This window comes from Neobacillus sp. PS3-34 (assembly GCF_030915465.1).
GTDB lineage: Bacteria > Bacillota > Bacilli > Bacillales > Cytobacillaceae > Neobacillus_A.
In genome coordinates, this window is sequence record NZ_CP133267.1 from 4,076,274 (window position 1) to 4,096,593 (window position 20,320).

Consider the following 20,320-nt stretch of genomic DNA (forward strand, 5'->3'; position numbering starts at 1 on the left):
TTCTCCTAAGGTTTGGTAGTCGGAACGATCAGGGAGGAAATTTGAAGTTCTCCTATAAAATCCTTTTTTGTATGGGTTCCAACTCCAGTATTTACGAAAGTAATCCGGTGTACTCCTCCGCTAAGCCCGCTAGTAACATATAAATTCCTCACCCTTTCAAAAGGCCACCAGGTAGATATGCTTGTGACGAATTTTCCATCAAGGAATACATCCATTTTTCCGCCTTGCTCGGTTCGAACTACCGTTACACCGGCCATTCGCCCAATAAATTCATATTCAATTGAATCGCCTTTCCTATTGCTCACATAATAGGGTCCATTCAATTTAAAGCCCTTTACGTAAGCGGGCTTTGTGACGGAGATAAAGTTTATATCAAGCCGGTTATGCTGCGGAGAAGGCAATTCAGTTTTAATCACCTTTTGTTTTCTTGTATTTTCACTTATTACTTTAAAGAGTTCTTTTGCATAAAGCTGGTACCCATTAGTATTCGGATGGACGAGGTCTCTTGTCAATTTTTCCGGCGGTATAGCTGATAGCCGGAAAGGAATTCTCATATCGATATTTACTGCTTTGTAATGTGCTGACAAGCCTTTTATAACCCTTGCAAAGGGTTCTTGTTGAAGACAGCTTTCTGTAATCGTGATGATTTCAGCGTTAGGGTAATTCTTTTTTACGTCGTGCAGAAGCTTTTCATAATAATAGGAAAATTGGTTAGCCTTCATATACTTTCGGTCGTTCTCTCCAAAAACAATAAACGCGAGGTCAATATTCTTCCTTGGCTTTTCCTGCTGGAATTTTACAAGACCTTCAAATGCAGTTGCTCCGCTCTGGACGATTGAGAAGTGTTCACCCGATACATAATAATGATGATGCAGCATCGCTTCCAATTGAGAAAACCATGTGCCAGAAGGAGTTTCTGCACCTGAGCCTCTGCCGATACTGTCTCCAATAACGATATAGTTAAAATTCTGTCCGGATTGGATTTTTTGATAGAGGCTTTGCTCATTGCTACCCAAGCTTTTTGCCTTTGTAAGTCCATTTATATAAAAAGTAATGACTGAAATGATGAATATCGAAGCGATGAGAAAGGATAATTTTCTATTCAATGAAGGTAAGGCCTCCTGAAGTAGTAGAATCTGTAAATAATCATACAAAGTGTACCGAAAAGACTTTTATATTAAAAGATGCCCATAGCACTATTTATATAATACGTTAATAACACGTATAAAAAAATGGGCGGATGCCCATGCAACATAAGTACCTATAACATATTGTAGGGAGGGGTAGACGAATATCACAAGGAGTGAAAGATATTATGTATTATGGATACGATACCTGCGGATGCAGTTCTCCTTACGTGGGATACGGATACGGCTGTGCAGTTCCTCGCCATGGCGGATTTGCCTTAATAGTAGTGCTGTTTATTTTATTGATTATAGTTGGTGCGAGCTGCTTTTCAACCTGCTAAAAAATGTTAAAAAACGCTCATTGCATATGAGCGTTTTTTTCTTGCAGATTAAAATTTAAAGTTTCCTACGAGCTGGCGAAGTTCTTCAGCCTGTCTGGAGAGCTCGGATGCTGCATTTGTTACTTGCTCCATTGCTGCAGATCCTTCTTCGGCCGCAGCTGCAGTCATTTCAGTATTAGTGGCCGTCTCTAAAGAGATAGATGTGACAGCATTAAAGGACGCAGATACATCTTTACTTAAACGAAGAGCTGTATCAATCTGGCTGCTCATTTCATTAATAACTGAAACGGTGTCGTCAATTTTTCCAATGATTTGGCTCAGCGAGCTGCTTGTATCACCGGCTGTTTTTACTCCGGCCTGGACCTCGTCAACACCCAGTAGGTTTTGAGAAATGATTTGGCTGACATCCGACTGGATTACCGTGACGATATTGGTAACCTCTTGTGCCGCCTTTTGGGATTGTTCCGCGAGCTTGCGGACTTCATCAGCGACTACCGCGAAACCTTTGCCATGTTCTCCGGCCCTGGCTGCTTCGATGGCAGCGTTTAAAGCGAGAAGGTTTGTCTGGTTGGAAATATCAGTGATTGAATTAATGATATGATTTATCTCAAGTGATTTTTTACCCAGCGCTTCAATTGATTTAGTATTTTCTGAAATAACCTTTTCGATTGACTGCATTTTCTGGCCTGAAAGCTGTACATATTCTTCTCCGCTGTTGGCTGCAGCTTTCATTTCTCCCGATACATTTTTCATCATACTTGCCTGATCATACAACTGGCTGGCGAGATTAGTTAATTGGTTCATTCTGTCAGCTGACTCTGTCATTTGATCGTTTGTATTGTCGGCAGCAGCTGCTACTTCACCCGTTGTTTCTGCTATAGAAAGGATCGTTTTTGACGTTTGTTCAGAAGAGGCGAAAAGTTCCTGGCTGCTGGCTGAAACGTTTTCAGCTAAAAGGGACACTTGTTTTACCAAACCAGAGATTCCTTCAATCAGCTGGTTAGTGTCGTTTGCAAGCTTTGCCAGCTCATCCTTAGTGGTTATATTGATCCTTTTCGTCAGATCCCCGCCTGCATTTGCAATTTCGAGGATAGAATAACTTATTCTTTTTACATTCCTGCGGATATTCATAGACAATGACAAGCCATAAAATAGCGCGAGAATTAGGGCAGCCCCCGATAAAATGGAGGTAGCGATCCTTGCCAGCATCACCTGCTGATTAAGTCTTTCGATTGTTGCAACTGTTTGCTTCTGAAGTTTTTCATCAAAAATTCTAAGTGCCTCATTTAACTGCACATTCAACTGCCTGCCATCAGCTGATTCCACCATGGCAGATGCGGCGTCCTTGCCATCGTTTCTTCTTGTTTCAATTACCCGGTCAATTGATTTTAGCCATTTTCCGTATGTATCTTCAATGGATTTCCATTCTTTTAGTCTGCTAGGATTATCCTTTATCATTTCTTCGATATTTTCAAAATTTTTGTCTACCATACTTTTGCCATTTCCATATGGGCCAAAAAGGACTCTGCACCTGTTATCACAAAACCTCTTTCACCTGATTCAATGTCTGAAATCGACCTGGCGAACAGCTGGCTTTCACGTTCGATTGCCATGTCTCGTTTTAAAATCGAGTCGAGTTCTTCTTTCAAAGCTTGTACATTCCAAAATGAAACTGCATAAAGTGCTGTAATAACGATGATCAACGTACCAAAGGAAAAAATAATTTTCCCTCTGATTGTTCGGAAATACTTGAGCGCATTGCCCATTTGATGTTTCCTCCTCATGCCTATGAAAATAAATATTTTTTTCTACTTATATCATAAAACACTACATAAAGCGGTACAAGGAAAATTTGAGGATAATTGTCGAAAAATGGGAAGTGTTTTCACATTTTTAATAATAACTGTATTTTTCGAAAAGAGATAAAAAACGAACTATAAATAATGATTAGTGAATAAAGTTCGTATTTTAGTTGACTGACAGGAAGAAAGTTTGATATATTAACCGATGGCAAGGCAAAATGCGTCAAGGGGGAAATGGACAATGGAAACAAGATATGATGTGATTGTTGTTGGAGCAGGTGCCGGGATTTTTACCTGCTATGAATTAACGTTAAAGAGGCCGGGAGCACGGGTGCTCCTCATCGATAAGGGCCATGATATTTATAAGAGAAATTGTCCAATTTTACAAAAGAAAATAGAGAAGTGTCCGCCAGCTGCCGGCAGGAAGGAATTCGCAGGCTGTTTGCCGGCATGTTCAATCACGAATGGATTTGGTGGCGCAGGTGCCTATTCGGACGGGAAGTTTAATATTACAAGTGAATTCGGGGGCTGGATGACAGATTATCTTCCTGATTCAACTGTCGTTGATTTGATCCGCTATGTTGATGAAATCAATTTAAACCACGGAGCAACAGAAAGTATCACAGATCCGCTTACCGACAAAGTAAAGGATATCGAGCGACGCGGCTATGCCGCAGGTTTAAAGCTTCTGCGTGCGCAGGTCCGCCACCTTGGAACAGAGCAAAATCTCGAAATTTTAAAAAGTATATATGAATATTTAAAAAATAAAATTGACATGTCCTTCGCAACTGAAGTACAAGATTTAGAAACAATCAAAACTGAAGAAGGCCACAGGGTTACAGGGATAAAACTGAAAAATGGAGAGACAATCCAGGCTGAAAAGATAGTTGTTGCACCAGGAAGAGACGGTTCAGCATGGCTGACAAAGCTCCTTAAATCAAGGCGCCTTCGTATGATGAACAACCAGGTTGATATTGGAGTAAGAGTAGAAACGTCCAATATTGTCATGCAGGAAATTAATGAACACCTTTATGAAGGAAAGTTCGTGTTTAATACATCCGTTGGAACAAGAGTCCGGACATTTTGCAGCAATCCGTCAGGCCATGTTGTGGTGGAAAACCACTCTGGAATAATGCTTGCAAATGGGCATGCCTATAAAGATCCCAAGCTTGGAAGCCCAAATACGAACTTTGCATTGCTGGTTTCCCATACTTTTTCAGAGCCTTTTGATAAGCCGAACGAATATGCACATGAAATTTCACGGTTGGCCAACAGTCTTTCAAATGGAGGGCTGATTGTCCAGAGATATGGCGATATATTAAAGGGAAGAAGATCGACTGAGAAGAGGATTAAGGAAGGTTTTCTAGAGCCAACCATGAAAGAGGCTGTTCCAGGAGACCTCGGCCTTGTCCTGCCTTATAATACCCTTAAAAGCCTGGTTGAAATGACAGAAGCACTCGATCAAATCACACCGGGGTTAGCCTCTGAGCATACTCTCTTTTATGGAGTCGAAGCTAAGTTTTATTCCGCCCGTCCGAAAATCAACAACCGTTTTGAAACGGAAATTAGTGGACTTTATGTTGGTGGGGACGGAGCAGGAATCACTCGCGGATTGGCACAAGCAAGTGCATGCGGTGTATGGATTGCCAGGGATATAATTGAAAAAACGGCTGGAACACCAAGTCGGGAAACAGTTCTTGCCTAAGAAAGGCCTGCTGACCAGCAGGCTTATTTTTATGAGAAGGCTCTGTTATAACTGAATGTTGATTTCACTGCGTATGAAAAATAAACGGTAAAATTCCGGCTAAATTGGGAAATACCCATATTTCCTTAAAAATAAGGGTAGTTTTTCCGTTTATATTATCCTAATCTCTGGATTTCCTCTTATTTAGAGGAGTTAATCGGAATATTTCCGCTTATATCCGCTTCTTAAGCTCCCCCTATATACATTAGCAGGAAATTCTCCGCCTATGGATCCCATACCTACACAAAAATCGATACGGAGAAGGCGGAAATGGTTTGCAAACTTCTTAATGAGCAATCAAAAGCAAAATAGCAAGGTATAAACCCTTGCTATTTCTAATGTTTTTTTAATCTCTCTAGCCTTACATTATAGTGCAAAAAGGATTACATTTTGGTTTGCATTTTCCTGTGCAAATTGACGTTTTGCGATAGGAAACGGAACCCGATAACAATAAGTACCTCTATTATTTTAGTTAAGGCTGTTTTCGTAAACTTTGTTGCTATTTAGAGTGAATCAGATGGTTTATAAAGAAATTGATTGGAGCGAAAGGTGCGAGCTCCTCGAAAATGCTATCGCATTTCCTTCGTGCGGTGTTAATTCTAGTAAGCTGATTCAACGTCCTGCGGGAGCAGTGGGACAGGTGAGACCCCGCAGTCGCATTAGCGACGAGGAGGCTCACCGCCCACCCCGCGGAAAGCGAGCATCCTGAAGCGGAAATCAACTACTATTAAAAACAACAATCTTTTAGAAAACAGCCTTAGTTAAAAAACAACATTAAAGTTTAACATTGCTTATGAGAAAAAAATCCATTAAAAGGTTCGTAAGCTTTAAAAAAATCCCTCTCATTTTATTAAGAAATTTTTGGTAAAATGGTGCTTGTAACATAGAAACATAGGGGGAAGGATTTTGATACCAAAGAGATTATTGCCAGGGGACGAAATACGTGTGATTGCACCTTCAAGAAGTATGGCAATTGTTAAGGGTGAGCAAGTCGAAATTGCCATTGGCCGTTTAAATGAGCTGGGCTTTACTGTATCTTTCGGCAAAAACGTCAATGAACATGATGAATTTTTCAGTACTTCGATAGAAGAGAGAATAGTGGATCTACATGATGCATTCCGCGATCCTAAGGTTAAAGGGATTTTAACGGTTCTCGGCGGCTATAATACAAACCAGTTATTAAAAAATATTGATTTTAACTTAATTAAAGAGAACCCGAAAGTTCTTTGCGGATATAGTGATATTACTGCACTAAGTTTGGCAATCTACCAAAAGACGGGGTTAACTACATACTATGGTCCTCATTTTTCAACATTCGGGATGAAAGCAGGATTTGATTATACTTTACAATCATTTATTGAAGCCGTAACCAATGATGCCCCTTATGAAATTAATCCTTCCGACACGTGGAGCGATGATTTATGGTTCTTGGATCAGAAGGATCGAAAATTTATCAATCAGGATGAATATCTTGTTCTCCAGGAGGGAGAGGCGGAAGGAAAATTGATGGGTGGAAATCTGTGCACATTAAACCTGCTTCAAGGAACAGAATTTATGCCTTCCTTTGAAAATACTATCCTATTTATTGAAGACGATAATGAAACACATACAATGACGTTTGACAGGGATCTTCAATCACTTCTTCATCTTCCGGAAGCAGGCAGCATCAAAGGAATAATGATTGGAAGGTTTCAGAATGACTCAAAGGTAACTGAGGCTGCTCTAAGAAAAATAATCAGTAGTAAGCAGGAGCTGAGGGATATTCCGATCATCGCCAATGTTAATTTCGGTCATACCCAGCCGATTGCAACCATCCCATTCGGAGCAAGAGCAATTATTTCAGCCAGGAAAAATGAAACAAGCATACGAATTGAACAAAAGTAAACGTAACAGGCACTGTAAAACGGTGCCTGTTTTTTATTACAAAAATTAGATGAAAGATTCTAACTATCATTTCATACAATTTAATAAATTGTCCTTTTAGTTTAGAAAATGGAGCAATTAATGGAAGGAAGTGCTTCTGTGGAGCGTTCGTTCTTGATAAAACCCGAATTGGATGAGAATTATCCTGTGATCGATTATGGTTCAGGTGTCTATTTAGTTGATATGGAAGGGAAAAAGTATTTGGATGCTTCCTCTGGTGCTGTCACAGCAAACATCGGGCATGGCGTCACGGAAATCATCGAAGCGATGCATGAGCAGGCGAAAAAGGTTTCGTTTGTTTACCGTTCCCAATTTACAAGCGAACCGGCTGAAAAATTGGCAGAGAAAATTGCTGAATTGACACCGGGTGATTTAAACTGGAGCTTTTTTGTCAACAGCGGTTCAGAAGCGACTGAAACAGCGATGAAAATGGCTATACAGCATTGGCAGGAAAAAGGAATTCATACAAAATTGAAAGTGCTTTCGAGGTGGGTTAGCTACCACGGTATTACTATGGGGGCATTATCCATGTCAGGTCACCCTGCGAGAAGAGCAAGATTTGTTCCTTTATTGGACGACTTCCCTGCTGTCCACCCGCCGTATTGTTACAGATGCCCTTACCAGCTCGAGGCCCGGGATGTGGATATTTATGCGCCCATGAACTGGAAACTGCAATTTCCCGGATTGGCGCTGAAAAAATCGCTGCCTTTATTGTTGAACCGGTCATCGGAGCGGCTGGGGGAGCGATTTCTCCGCCTAAAGAATATCTAATAGCGATCAAGGAAATTTGCGAAAGAAATGATATTTTGCTAATCGCCGATGAGGTCATGACGGGGTGTGGCAGAACGGGTACATTTCTAGCGTGTGAACAGTGGGACGTGATACCGGATATTGTTACTTTGGGCAAAGGAATGGGTGCTGGGTATGCATCTATTGCGGCGGCAATCGCTAGTGAGAAGGTTATGGAGCCTATATTGAAAGGTTCAAAATCGGTGATGAGCGGGCACACCTTAAGTGCCAATCCTCAAGTTTGTGCAGTTTCTCTGGCAGTAATTGAATATATCGAAAAACACAACATAATCGAAGGTGTGGCAGCAAAAGGGGTGTATCTGAAAAATTTGCTTGAAAAATTAAAAGATCAATTTTCATTTATTGGGGATGTGCGTGGTAAAGGGCTTCTGCTTGGAATGGAACTGGTAGAGAACCGTTTATCTAAAGCCCCGTTTCCACGAAGCCTTCTGGCTACTGCGACCATTGTAAAAACAGCCCGTGAAAAAGGCTTGCTCATTTATCCTGCTGGTGCTGGGATTGATGGGAAAAATGGGGATGCCATCATCATTGCCCCGCCATTAAACATTACAAAAAGAGAGATTGAAGAACTGGTTTTACTTTTAAAAGAAACACTCTTCACCTTTGCAGCGGAAGTTCCCATTGCCGAAAAGAATGAACCTTCCAGTTTGTAAAACCAGAAATTTGCACGAATAAAAAATATCCATAAAACCATAGTTCGTTTTTCTATTGCCTGGAGGTATTTGAATGGAAAATCGTTTCGGTAAAATTACGACTCTTGAAAAAGTAATGGATTTTTTTCACGATGGCATGTCCCTCATGTTCGGTGGTTTTGGAGGGGTCGGATCCCCGCCGGATTTAATTAGTGCAATCCTTGAAAAGGGGATATCAGGGATGACTCTGATTGGAAATGATACAGGATTCCCCCACATCGGGATTGGCAGGCTCGTAAGCCAGGGGAGGGCTAAAAAAGTGATTGCATCGCATATAGGCTCCAACCCTGTTGCAGGAAGGCTGATGACTGAAGGGGAAATGGAGGTTGAGTTCTCACCACAAGGAATTCTCGCTGAAAGAATAAGGGCTGGAGGTGTAGGTCTTGCAGCCATTTTATCAGATATCGGAATAGATAATGAGATCGTTTCAAAAGACAAACAACATTGCTTTGTGCAAGGCAAAAAATATCTTATTGAAACTGCGTTGAATGCAGAGGTATCTATTGTTTTTGCGAAAAAGGCAGACACATATGGGAATTTGGTCTATGACAAGAGCGCACGTAATACCAATCCGCTTGTTGCAATGGCTGGTGGGATTACAATTGCTGAAGCAGAGGAAATTGTCCCGCTAGGCAGCCTGGATCCAGAAGAAATTGTAACACCTGGAGTGTTTGTTGATTATGTTATTCCGTCACAAGGGGTGAATTGGAAATGGGCATGGGAGTCGAATTAAGAAATCGTATAGCCAGAAGAGCTTCAGAAGAAATACAAAATGGAATGGTTGTGAATTTAGGTATTGGCATACCCTCCCTTGTCCCAGATTTCCTCGAAAAGAATATGACCGTCATGTTCCATGCGGAAAATGGAATACTTGGAATGGGCTCAAGCCCGGCAGTAGGGGAGGAAGACGAAAATTTGTGCAATGCGGGAGGTTTCCCGGTGACCCTTATTTCCGGCGGTTCCTATTGCGACAGTTCAATTGCATTCGGAATGATCCGCAGTGGAAGAGTTGATTTGACCATTCTTGGATCTCTTCAGGTGAGCAGCAAAGGTGATCTTGCCAACTGGATTGTTCCTGGAAAAAAGGTGCCTGGCATGGGCGGAGCGATGGAACTGGCTCAAAAGGCAAAAAAAGTAATCGTCGTAATGAATCATTGTGATAAAAATGGCGACTCCAAAATTGTTACTTCATGCACATTGCCTCTGACTTCTGCAAATTGTGTAGACATCATCATAACCGAACTGGCTGTTTTTGAAGTGAAGGATCAACAGCTATGGATTAAGGAATTGTTTGCCCCTTACGATCTTCAGGCAGTTAAAGCAAAAACAGGATGCGATTTCAGTCTTAATGAAACTATCAGGTATATAGACTATTAGCATCCACAAGGAGTGACAAAAATGGAAAAAGTACGCGAGGATATTTTTCAATGGCTCAAGGAAAACCGCGCAAGAGGCGCGAGATTGTTGCAAAAGCTTGTCCGTGAAGGCAGCACGAGGGGAAACGAAAGCAGTGCCCAGGCAATTGTCATCGAAAAATGCCGGCAGCTTGGACTTGAGCTTGATATCTGGGATATTGGCGAAGAACAGTTATTGGAGCATCACGCCTTTTGTTCCGACCGGAAGGATTTTAGAGGCAATCCAAATGTCGTAGCTGTATTAAAAGGAACGGGCGGAGGAAAATCGATCATTCTAAATGGTCACATTGATGTAGTGCCCGTAGGGGACCGAAAGAACTGGACATATGAACCGTTCAGCGGACAAATCGAAAATGGCAGGCTTTATGGCCGTGGTGCCACTGATATGAAGGGAGGTTCAGCGGCCCTCTTAATGGCTATGGAAGCACTTGTGAAACTTAACATCAAGCTGAAAGGCGATGTCATTTTTGAAAGTGTTATTGAGGAAGAAAGCGGCGGGGCAGGAACACTTTCAGCGGTCTTAAGGGGATATAAAGCAGACGGTGCAATCATCCCGGAACCGACTAATTTTAAGATTTTTCCAAAACAACAGGGCTCCATGTGGTTTCGAATCATTATTAAAGGGAGAGCTGCGCACGGGGGTACTCGGTATGAAGGTGTAAGCGCCATCGAAAAATCCATTCTCGTTATTCAGAGTTTACAGGAGTTAGAGAAAGATAGAAACGAAAAAATATGCGACGCTCTATATGAAAGTGTACCTATTCCCATTCCTATCAATATCGGAAAAATCAATAGCGGCGAATCGCCGTCTTCTGTTGCGGATATTGCTATCCTGGAAGGGAGAATGGGTGTAGCCCCTGAAGAATCAATGTCTGCTGCACAAGCTGAAATGGAGAAATGCCTGAATGGGCTGCAAATGAAGGACGAATGGTTTAAAGAGAATCCTCCACAAATCGAATGGTTTGGTGGGAGGTGGCTGCCAGGAAGTATCGAGGCTGCCCACCCATTAATGGAAACGATAACTGAAAGCTACACTGAGATAATGAATGAACCGCCAAGGATTGAGGCTTCTCCATGGGGAACGGATGGAGGGATATTATCCAATATAGGGGATACACCGGTTGTCGTGTTTGCGCAGGGATTACAGAAACGGCGCATGATGCAAATGAGCATATCATTCTGGAAGACTTATATAAAGCAAGTGAAATTATCGCTCTTACATTAATAAAATGGTGTGAAGTTGATGGATGAAGGAGAGGGATTGTGATGGGATCGATTCAGATGAAAACGAGAATACCTGGACCCAAGGCAATTGAATTGCTTGCCAGAAAAGAAAAGAGTGTACCCAAAGGGCCGTTTAATACAATTAAAACATTTGCAGTTAAGGCGAATGGTGCTTTAATTACAGATGTGGATGGCAATACTTTTATTGACTTTGCAGGAGCAATCGGGACACTGAATGCAGGGCATTGTCCTCCACGAGTTGTAGAAGCGCTACACCGCCAGATTGATTCTTATCTCCATCCCTGCTTTCATGTAATGATGTATGAGCCATATGTGGAACTGGCAGAAAAACTTAATGAAATAACACCTGGATACCATCAAAAGAAAACCTTCTTTTTAAACAGCGGTGCCGAAGCGGTTGAAAATGCAGTGAAAATCGCCAGAAAATATTCAGGCAGGAAAGCGGTCATCTCATTCGAACGAGGTTTCCATGGCAGAACCTATATGGCCATGTCCTTAACTAGTAAGGTGAAACCATATAAATATGAATTTGGCCCGTTCGTTCCAGACACATATAAATGGGCTTATCCATATTATTACCGCTCAGAATTTTCAAGTCAGGAACAGCTTGATGAAGCCTTGTTAGCCCGATTCGAAACCTTTTTCCAAAGTGAAGTGCCTCCAGAAGAAGTTGCAGCTGTCATTATGGAACCCATCCAGGGCGAAGGCGGGTTTGTTGTCCCATCCAAAAAATTTGTTCAGGGAGTAAAATCCCTTTGTGAAAAACACAGCATCCTATTTATCGCGGATGAAATACAGACCGGTTTTGGGAGAACTGGAAAAATGTTTGCCATCGAACATTTCGGTGTTGTTCCTGATTTGATCACGATGTCCAAATCGATAGGAGCAGGACTTCCCATTAGCGCAGTTACAGGAAGAGCTGAAATAATGGATTCACCTAACATAGGCGAAATCGGCGGAACGTATGGAGGGAGCCCTCTTGGCTGTGTGGCTGCTCTTGAAGTAATAAGGACGATACAGGAAGATAACTTATTGGATCGGTCACAGCGAATAGGAGAAACTTTTTATAAAAGGCTGAGTGGCCTGCGGGAGAGGATTGAACAAATAGGCGATGTACGTCAGGTTGGGGCTATGTGTGCGATTGAATTTGTAAAAGACCCGCAAGGAAAAGAGCCTGACAAAGATTTGGTACAGAAAATTATCCAGGCATCACATCAAAATGGCCTTATTTTAATGAACGCTGGTTTGTATGGAAATGTCATCCGCATATTGGTCCCACTTGTCGTAAGTGATGAGCAGCTGAATGAAGGGCTGGATGTATTGGAAAAATCCATTATTAACTGCTGTCAAGAACAAAAGGCGCAAGCGCCCAGGTAAGCAATTTACCAACTGGAGCTCTTCTTTTTAGCTTACCATAATTCCCATTATGCATATTGCTCGATTTATCATGGTAAAAGTACGAAAATAAAATTATTGGATGAGCACTTGCTATTAGAAATTGTAAGTATCTGCAAGGAGGTTGTAAATTTGAAGCAATCACTATGGATTGGCGGCCAATTCCGCGCAACATTACATTATAAAGAACTTAAGAGCCCTTACAGCCATGAGAAACTGGCGGACGTGGCAACGGCATCAAGCGATGATGTCCTTGAAGCGATTTCTTCGGCCCATGCTGCAGCAAAAAAAATGGCAGATTTGACCGCGCATCAAAGAGCGGAAATCCTTGAAAGAGTCGCAGGTCTTCTCAAAGAAGAAAAAGAAGAATGCGCACGCATTATAGCAAGAGAAGCGGCAAAACCTTTAAAGGCTGCACGAGCAGAGGTTGACAGAACGATCATGACCTATTCCTTTGCAGCCCAGGAAGCGAGACGGATTCATGGAGAAACTGTTCCGATGGATGCTGCTCCAGGAGGAGAAGGAAGAATTGCTTTTACGGTTAAAGAACCTTTGGGCGTAATTGCAGCCATTACCCCGTTTAATTTTCCAATGAATCTGGTTGCACATAAGGTGCGCCAGCGATTGCAACGGGTAATTCAGTTGTATTAAAACCAGCGAGCCAAACGCCGCTTTCTGCTTATAAAATCGCTGAATTATTTCATAAAGCAGGCCTTCCGGAAGGTGCACTGAACGTGGTAACTGGCAGCGGAAGCACAGTTGGGGATGTCCTGATGAAGGATGACAGGATAAAAATGATTACCTTCACCGGGAGCCCAGAGGTCGGCAAATATATCCGTGAAAATTCAGGGCTAAAGAAGGTTACCCTTGAACTAGGCTCGAATTCTGCAGTCATAGTGGATGAAGGGATCAATATTGAAAAAGTCGTTCCAAGAATCGTTACAGGTGCATTTGCCTATCAGGGCCAAGTTTGTATATCGGTTCAGCGGATTTTTGTCCATGAAGCGATTTTTGATGCCTTTGTAGAGTTCTTTGTCACAGAAACGAGAAAATTAAAAATGGGCAATCCAATCAATGAAGAAACAGATATTTCTGCGATGATTTCAGTTGAAGATACTGAAAGAGCGGGCAATTGGGTAAAGGAAGCAACGGATAACGGAGCAATTTTGGCAAGTGGCGGTATATATGAACAGGGAATATTTCAGCCCACTGTCCTTTTAAATGTACCTCTTCATGAAAAAGTTTCATGCGAAGAGGTTTTTGCACCAGTGGTTCATATCAACCGATTCCAGAGCTTTGAAGAAGCCATTGACCTTGTCAATGATTCAAAATATGGTCTGCAAGCCGGGGTATTCACCAATGACATCCATAAGGCATTGCAGGGAGCAAGGAAGCTTGAAGTTGGAGGAGTCATGATTAATGAGATTCCAACCTTCCGTGTTGACCAAATGCCATACGGGGGAGTAAAAATGAGCGGAATGGGCAGGGAAGGCATTAAGTACGCAGCAGAAGAAATGACTGAATTAAAGCTAATCAGCTTTAAAACAGAATAACTGCTAATAATGATCAATTCCAGACTGTAATAACACCTAAATTTTCCAGCTAAACTTAGAATGCCTGGCATAAATTCAGCCAGGCATTTTTAAATAGTCACACACCCAGCCGCATGCACAGTATTACAATTTAAAAGATTGGAGAATCGATAAAATGGACCAAATACCTTCCACTATTTATATAGAAGAAAAGGATTTTATACTAGAAGTGTTTCGGGATCCTTTTAATAAACGGATCCGGATTGATGACTACAGAGGAAACGTCACATCACTTTTAAGAAAATCTGAAGAACTGGCGCACCAAGATAAGGCAGAAAAGTTAATTATTAAAGGCCGGTCAGAGCATATTCCAACATTGCTTCAATTCGGATTCCAGCTGGAAGCCCAAATCGATCATTATTTCCGTGGCTCGGATGCGTACTTTTTTTCAAAATATTATGATTCGGAAAGAAAGAAGAACGACCATTGGATTACCGAAGATGGAATGGTGCAAAGTATTTTTAATTTAAAGCCTTCAGCAGAAAAATTGCATCCTCCGGCCAAGTTCCAGTTAACACAGGGTAATGAAAGCGATGCTGAAAAGCTATCGATTCTTTATCGAAAGGTATTTAAGATTTATCCAACCCCTTTACAGGACCCTGCATATATAAAGAAAACAATGAAGGAGGGAACAGTCTATTATATTTTTAAAGACGAAGCCAATATTATAAGCGCAGCTTCAGCAGAGATAAACGATTTTTATAAAAATGCAGAACTAACTGATTGCGCAACACTTCCGGAGTACCGACAGCATGGGCTAATGAAGTTCCTGCTGCAAAAGCTTGAGGAAGAATTAAAGGATAAAAACATTTATTGTGCCTATTCCATTGCCCGTTCCCTATCATTTGGAATGAACGCTGTTTTGTATCAGCTGGGCTACATCTACCGTGGAAGGCTGATGAATAATTGTTATATTTATGACAAACTAGAAAACATGAATGTTTGGGTGAAAGACCTGTCTGGGTGACGAAAAATAGGCATGTGGTGGCAAATTTTCGGCATCTCCTTCATATGAATAAAAGGGGGGTGCTGTGAGTGATGCAATTAACTGATATGACCAATGAAGTCCTGGCTGCTATACTTAAGAGTATTGATGAGGGAATCCATGTAGTGAATACAGAAGGTATAACCATTTTTTATAATGAAGTTGCTGCAAAGCATGACGGACTAAAGGTTGATGAAGTGCTGGGCAAGCCGCTCCTTGCTGCCTTTCCGTCTCTAAATGAAAGTTCTAGCACGTTATTGAAGGTGATTAGAACAAAAAAATCCATCTACAACCAGACCCAGCATTATGTGAATATGCACGGCAATAACATTGAAACGATAAATACAACTCTGCCGATTTTTGTTGGAAATGAAGTCATTGGAGCGGTCGAAATTGCCAAGGACTACTCACGAATGAAACTGCTGGCTGAAAGGCTTCTTGATTTACAAAAGGGCTTTACCCGCAGTGTAGGCAAGGTTAACACGGGAAAAAAAATGAATTACACGCTTGATGATTTAATGACTGTTAATTCTGGCTTTATTAAAATAAAGCAGGAAGCGGCGAAGTTTGCAAAATCTGATTCTCCCATTCTAGTTTATGGAGAAAGCGGAACTGGAAAAGAGCTGTTCGTACAAGGCATCCATGAGGCATCTCTCAGAGCTGAAGGCCCTTTTATTGCGCAAAACTGTGCGGCCATTCCAGAAACTCTATTAGAGAGTATTTTATTTGGGACAGCCAGAGGGGGGTATACCGGAGCGGTTGATCGAAAGGGATTGTTTGAGCTTGCTGATGGAGGAACATTATTCCTTGACGAACTGCATACGATGCCCATTGAACTCCAGGCAAAGCTTCTGAGAGTAATAGAGGATGGTTTGGTCAGGAAGGTAGGAAGTTCCACGAATACCTCCGTGAATGTCCGTGTCATTGCTGCGATGAATGAACATCCGAGGCAGGCTCTGCATGAAAAAAAACTTAGATCCGACCTTTTTTACAGGCTGAATGTTTTCACCTTTTCATTATTGCCTTTAAGGGAGAGGAAGGAAGATATCCTTTTCCTGACAGATTACTTTATCAATATGTATAACAGAAAATTAAACAAACGAGTCAGCGGAATTGAAAGGGAAGTAGAATTATATTTTCTCCAATATCTATGGCCTGGAAATGTAAGGGAACTAAAGCATTCGCTCGAGTATATGATGAATGTCTGCGAGGGTGATATGCTGGTTTTCAAAGACTTGCCCGTTATGCTAAAACAGCATCTGCCTGTTTCGCTTGGGCAAGATGAACAGGATGATTCACTATCACTAAGGGAAAATTTAAAAAGCATGGAAAAAAAGCTAATTGAGAAAGCGATGGGAATGACGGGTAATAATATTAATCAGGCTGCGAAGTTATTAGAGATACCGAGGCAGACACTGCAATATAAAATTCAGAAATATAACCAATGACCGCCGCCGAAAAATCGGCGGTTTTTTATTATGTTTTTACATTTCCATATTGAAAATAAAGGAAAGTCAAGGGGGTGAAGAGTTGGCACGATACTTGCAAGTATAAAGGCAAAGGGGATAGGAGGAATTGAATATGAAACAAAATTTATATACGCCCGGAAGGCATTGGAAAGATATAGAGCTATGGAAAGATGTGTCTGAGGAGCAATGGAACGATTGGCTATGGCAGCTGACCAATACTGTCCGCACTTTGGAAGACCTAAAAAAGGTCGTAAATTTGACACCCGAAGAAGAAGAAGGAGTAAAAATCTCCACAAAAACCATTCCATTAAATATTACTCCCTATTATGCATCGCTCATGAATCCAGACGATCCTCGTTGTCCTATCAGAATGCAATCCGTGCCAATTTCAAAGGAAATTTATAAGACGAAATACGACCTTGAAGATCCACTCCATGAGGATGAAGATTCTCCTGTTGCTGGCTTAACACACCGCTATCCTGATCGTGTGCTCTTTCTTGTGACAAATCAATGCTCAATGTACTGCCGCTATTGTACACGCAGAAGATTCTCCGGGCAGATTGGAATGGGGGTACCTAAAAAACAACTAGATGCCGCAATTAATTATATAGCACAAACCTCTCAGGTAAGGGACGTCCTTATTTCAGGCGGTGACGGACTTTTAATAAATGACAATATACTTGAATATATATTAAAGAAGCTGAGAGATATTGACCATGTTGAAATCATCCGTATTGGTACGAGGGCGCCGGTTGTTTTCCCGCAACGGATTACCGAAAATCTCTGCAATATCCTAAAGAAATACCATCCAATTTGGCTTAATACCCATTTCAACACTTCAATTGAAATTACTGAGGATTCAAAAAGGGCATGTGAGATGCTTGCGAACGCAGGTGTACCAGTTGGAAACCAGTCGGTCATTCTTGCAGGTATCAATGACAGTGTTCCGATTATGAAGAAATTAATGCACGATCTCGTTAAAATCAGAGTCAGACCATATTATATTTATCAATGTGATCTATCAGAAGGAATCTGCCATTTCCGGCGCCTGTTTCTAAAGGCTTGGAAATTATTGAAGGACTGCGCGGGCATACATCTGGTTATGCTGTACCAACCTTTGTCGTGGACGCTCCAGGAGGCGGTGGGAAAATTTCTCTTCAGCCAAACTATTTAATTTCACAAAGTGCCAGCAAAGTGGTTCTCCGCAATTTTGAGGGTGTAATCACATCATATCCGGAGCCTGAAAATTACATCCCGGGAAGGGCTGAGGGCTATTTTAAAGAAATCTACCCCGATATGGATGAAAAGAGATCCAATTCAGGTATTGCAGCGATAATGAATGACAGCCAGTTTAATTTAGTTCCTGAAGGCTTGGATAGGCTAAACCGGCGTCAGCAGTATACTGTCGATCCTGGCCATTCTTCACTGAAAGATAAGCGGGAAAAGCGTGATGAGCTTAAGGAAAAGAAATTTCAGGCGCAAATTGGAAAGAAAAATGAAGATCAGGCACCCCATATTACTGAAGAAAAAACAGTGAAGGAATAGGAGGGCTTGAAATGGAGGCACAATGTGAATGGTGCGGCAGTCCATATTTCAATGTAGAGAACAAAAAGGTTTTTTGGGAATTGCCAGATGGATCCAGAGCTATTGAGATAAAAGATACTCCAACCATTTGCTGCACTGAATGCGAAATGGCCTATCAAAGCACTGAGGTAGTGAAGGCAATTGAGGATCAATTGTTTCTAATCAATACGAAAGTTATCGAAAAAACGATAACCTATAAGGAATTGATGGAGCAGCCGAGACTTCTGAAGAGAAACTATTTTGATTTCAGTGATCACTAATAAATCGTCCCGGCATCCGCCGGGATTTTTTCATTTAGATGGATGATGGTGAAGATTGACAAATTTAGATGGTGGACGGGGTACGGTCACTTCCGTTATATTAAAGAAAAATATATACTGGTGTTTACCGGTTAATAAGGTTAGAAGGGCGTTTTTTATGAGTAAATCATTTTACCATTTTTTAATGAAATATCGGCATCCGAAACCACCGGACTCCATTAGTTCCTTTGCTAATGATGCCTATCTGGATCACAGCTTTCCAAAAAATTCATTTGAATATGATGAGATTAGCTCCTATCTTGAAATGAATGGGCAATATTTGGAGAGTATGTCCGTTTTTGATGAAGCATGGGAACGCTATTTGCTGAATGAAGCATGAAAGATTTATTTCAAGTCATGTTATATCGAACTAAATATTTTCCATATTAATCGCCTCTTTTTTTATTTGGAGGTGATTTTTCTTTGCCCTTGATGTGCGCCATATATCACCATGCGCATATACTATTGTAATCAATTTTCACGACTCATCATTGAGAGGATGGAGGAAATGGAAAAACGAAAAAAACCGAAATATAAAATCGGTGATACAGTCGTGATCACGATGTATGGGACAGTGGGAAAAATAACAGATGTAAAATGGCTGGATGATAAATATGTTTATGAAGTGAATAAAAGTGAAGGCTTGTATGTAGAATCGGGGCTTCAGCTTTTATCAGAATTCGAAGGAAATGTAATGGAGCAGGAACATATAGATATTGAGTATAAATATTTCTTTGGGGATCTCGTACAGGTGGCTGGATATGGAACAGATTTATTTAAGGTGGTCGGATTTAGAACAGAAATCTGGCGCTATAAAGAAGATGCCTGGGAAGATATCATTTATGAATTATCAAGGGTCAATGACGGTGAATGGCTTGAAGCAGGGGAAGAAGAGCTAACATTGGTTGCTGATTCAGAAAGTGCGGAAACATTTATACAAAAACTCGGGCTGCTACATCCGATTAACAAGCAGCTAAAGCCTGTAAAACTTGAGAAATCGCCCAAGGGCTTCAGGAAGGCTGAAAAAGAAGAGATGGACAAAAAAAGGAAAAGAAGCTGCTTATAGACCATCTTTTGGATATATATAATGACTACCGCATCCTTTATAAAATGTTCGGCGATCAGGAGTATTACCAGGTGATGAGGGTAGTTCTGAGAAAATTACAAAGCCTGGTTAGCAATGATGGAAAGAGCCATGTTTAATGCATCTTTAAAAATGTTAACAATATTAGCACGAAGAAAGGTATACAGCCCCATTTAATAATGAAAAATATTAAGTTAATCGTCTTTTCAGCAAAAGTAAGGAAGTACCCATCTTCGTTATTAACATCTTCAATTATTGCCTCTATTGCAGTCCTGTATTCTGTCATTATTACTACCCCATTCTCAAATGATTTTGATAAATGATATGCTTGTCCTATTGTTAATAGAATGGGACTATAAAAATTTTAAAAATTAGAATATCAGGCATTATTTGAAAAGGGACATTACTTTTACAATAAGTAAATAGCATGATTCAGCTTGTTCCATCATACATTCTGTAAAAAGGGGGCGTCGCTATGAGAGAAATAGAAGTGTTTATCGATACTGAGGAAATAGCGGAATTCTTCTTGCAACAGCTAATTAAAAGGGGTTACGTTCCTTCGGAAGAAGAGCTGGAAGAGCTCGCTGATATCACCTTTGAATATTTGCTTGAAAAATGCATTATTGATGAAGAAATGGTTGAAGAGGAATAATGCTGTAAACATGTTTCTCTTCTTAATTAATAAAGAAAATGGCGGGCGATTTTGGCGCTGGCCAGTTTTTGTCTGAATTAATTCCTCTATTACGAATAAAAGTGAAACTTTTAAAAAGATTTTTACGTAACTTACATGAACCATTAAAAGGAGGAATGAAA

Annotated in this window: 15 protein-coding genes and 5 pseudogenes; 16 read left to right on the forward strand and 4 right to left on the reverse strand. The window is 41.0% G+C overall.

Annotated elements, in window-relative coordinates; genetic code table 11:
* Nucleotides 1–5 precede the first annotated feature (5 nt).
* The gene (locus tag RCG23_RS21335) at nucleotides 6–1,106 is read right to left on the reverse strand and encodes an SGNH/GDSL hydrolase family protein (RefSeq protein ID WP_308177287.1); all 1,101 of its coding nucleotides are present in this window, start codon (nucleotides 1,104–1,106) and stop codon (nucleotides 6–8) included.
* A gap of 209 nt (nucleotides 1,107–1,315) precedes the next feature.
* Here RCG23_RS21335 and RCG23_RS21340 point away from each other — a divergent pair, with 209 nt between their 5' ends.
* A complete protein-coding gene (locus RCG23_RS21340) occupies nucleotides 1,316–1,468 on the forward strand; it encodes a YjcZ family sporulation protein (RefSeq protein WP_308177288.1) in 153 nt (50 codons plus the stop codon).
* Nucleotides 1,469–1,516: 48 nt separating this feature from the next.
* On the opposite strand, the gene RCG23_RS21345 is transcribed toward RCG23_RS21340, so the two are convergent.
* A complete protein-coding gene (locus tag RCG23_RS21345) occupies nucleotides 1,517–2,959 on the reverse strand; it encodes a HAMP domain-containing methyl-accepting chemotaxis protein (protein ID WP_308177289.1) in 1,443 nt (480 codons plus the stop codon).
* The gene (locus RCG23_RS21350) at nucleotides 2,953–3,234 is read right to left on the reverse strand and encodes a CHASE3 domain-containing protein (protein ID WP_308177290.1); all 282 of its coding nucleotides are present in this window, start codon (nucleotides 3,232–3,234) and stop codon (nucleotides 2,953–2,955) included. The genes RCG23_RS21345 and RCG23_RS21350 overlap by 7 nt, the downstream gene beginning before the upstream one ends.
* A 277-nt stretch (nucleotides 3,235–3,511) precedes the next feature.
* Between RCG23_RS21350 and RCG23_RS21355 the strand changes: the two genes are divergently transcribed.
* The 14 genes and pseudogenes from RCG23_RS21355 to RCG23_RS21420 all read left to right on the forward strand — a co-directional run bounded on the left by RCG23_RS21355 (nucleotide 3,512) and on the right by RCG23_RS21420 (nucleotide 19,626).
* Nucleotides 3,512–4,975 carry an NAD(P)/FAD-dependent oxidoreductase gene (locus RCG23_RS21355; protein WP_308177291.1) on the forward strand — a complete coding sequence of 488 codons (1,464 nt, stop codon included), beginning with the start codon at nucleotides 3,512–3,514 and terminating at the stop codon, nucleotides 4,973–4,975.
* A gap of 945 nt (nucleotides 4,976–5,920) precedes the next feature.
* Nucleotides 5,921–6,898 carry a S66 family peptidase gene (locus tag RCG23_RS21360; RefSeq protein WP_308177292.1) on the forward strand — a complete coding sequence of 326 codons (978 nt, stop codon included), beginning with the start codon at nucleotides 5,921–5,923 and terminating at the stop codon, nucleotides 6,896–6,898.
* A 138-nt stretch (nucleotides 6,899–7,036) separates the two neighbouring features.
* Nucleotides 7,037–8,400, forward strand: a pseudogene (locus tag RCG23_RS21365) (aspartate aminotransferase family protein).
* A 73-nt stretch (nucleotides 8,401–8,473) separates the two neighbouring features.
* On the forward strand, nucleotides 8,474–9,172 hold the full coding sequence (locus RCG23_RS21370) for a CoA transferase subunit A (RefSeq protein WP_308177293.1): 699 nt from the start codon (nucleotides 8,474–8,476) through the stop codon (nucleotides 9,170–9,172).
* Entirely contained in the window at nucleotides 9,151–9,816 is a 666-nt protein-coding gene (locus RCG23_RS21375) for a 3-oxoacid CoA-transferase subunit B (RefSeq protein WP_308177294.1), read from the forward strand. The genes RCG23_RS21370 and RCG23_RS21375 overlap by 22 nt, the downstream gene beginning before the upstream one ends.
* 21 nt (nucleotides 9,817–9,837) lie before the next feature.
* A pseudogene (locus RCG23_RS21380) lies at nucleotides 9,838–11,105 on the forward strand (peptidase).
* A gap of 15 nt (nucleotides 11,106–11,120) precedes the next feature.
* A complete protein-coding gene (gene gabT / locus RCG23_RS21385) occupies nucleotides 11,121–12,476 on the forward strand; it encodes a 4-aminobutyrate--2-oxoglutarate transaminase (protein ID WP_308177295.1) in 1,356 nt (451 codons plus the stop codon).
* Between the two features lie 150 nt (nucleotides 12,477–12,626).
* Nucleotides 12,627–14,047 (forward strand): annotated as a pseudogene (locus RCG23_RS21390) (aldehyde dehydrogenase family protein).
* A gap of 154 nt (nucleotides 14,048–14,201) precedes the next feature.
* Nucleotides 14,202–15,053: a putative beta-lysine N-acetyltransferase gene (gene ablB / locus RCG23_RS21395; RefSeq protein WP_308177296.1), complete on the forward strand. Its 852-nt coding sequence runs from the start codon at nucleotides 14,202–14,204 to the stop codon at nucleotides 15,051–15,053.
* Between the two features lie 71 nt (nucleotides 15,054–15,124).
* A complete protein-coding gene (locus RCG23_RS21400) occupies nucleotides 15,125–16,519 on the forward strand; it encodes a sigma-54 interaction domain-containing protein (RefSeq protein ID WP_308180131.1) in 1,395 nt (464 codons plus the stop codon).
* Between the two features lie 133 nt (nucleotides 16,520–16,652).
* Nucleotides 16,653–18,085, forward strand: a pseudogene (gene ablA, locus RCG23_RS21405) (lysine 2,3-aminomutase).
* 11 nt (nucleotides 18,086–18,096) lie between these two features.
* Nucleotides 18,097–18,384, forward strand: coding sequence for a YokU family protein (locus tag RCG23_RS21410; RefSeq protein ID WP_308177297.1), 288 nt, complete (start codon nucleotides 18,097–18,099; stop codon nucleotides 18,382–18,384).
* A 157-nt stretch (nucleotides 18,385–18,541) separates the two neighbouring features.
* Complete coding sequence (locus RCG23_RS21415; RefSeq protein ID WP_308177298.1) at nucleotides 18,542–18,763, forward strand: YozE family protein; 222 nt, start codon at nucleotides 18,542–18,544, stop codon at nucleotides 18,761–18,763.
* 168 nt (nucleotides 18,764–18,931) lie between these two features.
* Nucleotides 18,932–19,626, forward strand: a pseudogene (locus RCG23_RS21420) (hypothetical protein).
* Here RCG23_RS21420 and RCG23_RS21425 read toward each other — a convergent pair.
* A complete protein-coding gene (locus tag RCG23_RS21425; protein ID WP_308177299.1) occupies nucleotides 19,623–19,793 on the reverse strand; it encodes a hypothetical protein in 171 nt (56 codons plus the stop codon). The pseudogene RCG23_RS21420 and the gene RCG23_RS21425 sit on opposite strands and share 4 nt — an antisense overlap.
* A gap of 189 nt (nucleotides 19,794–19,982) precedes the next feature.
* Here RCG23_RS21425 and RCG23_RS21430 point away from each other — a divergent pair, with 189 nt between their 5' ends.
* Nucleotides 19,983–20,159, forward strand: a complete 177-nt coding sequence (locus RCG23_RS21430) for a YozD family protein (protein WP_308177300.1) — start codon at nucleotides 19,983–19,985, stop codon at nucleotides 20,157–20,159.
* Nucleotides 20,160–20,320: the final 161 nt, after the last annotated feature.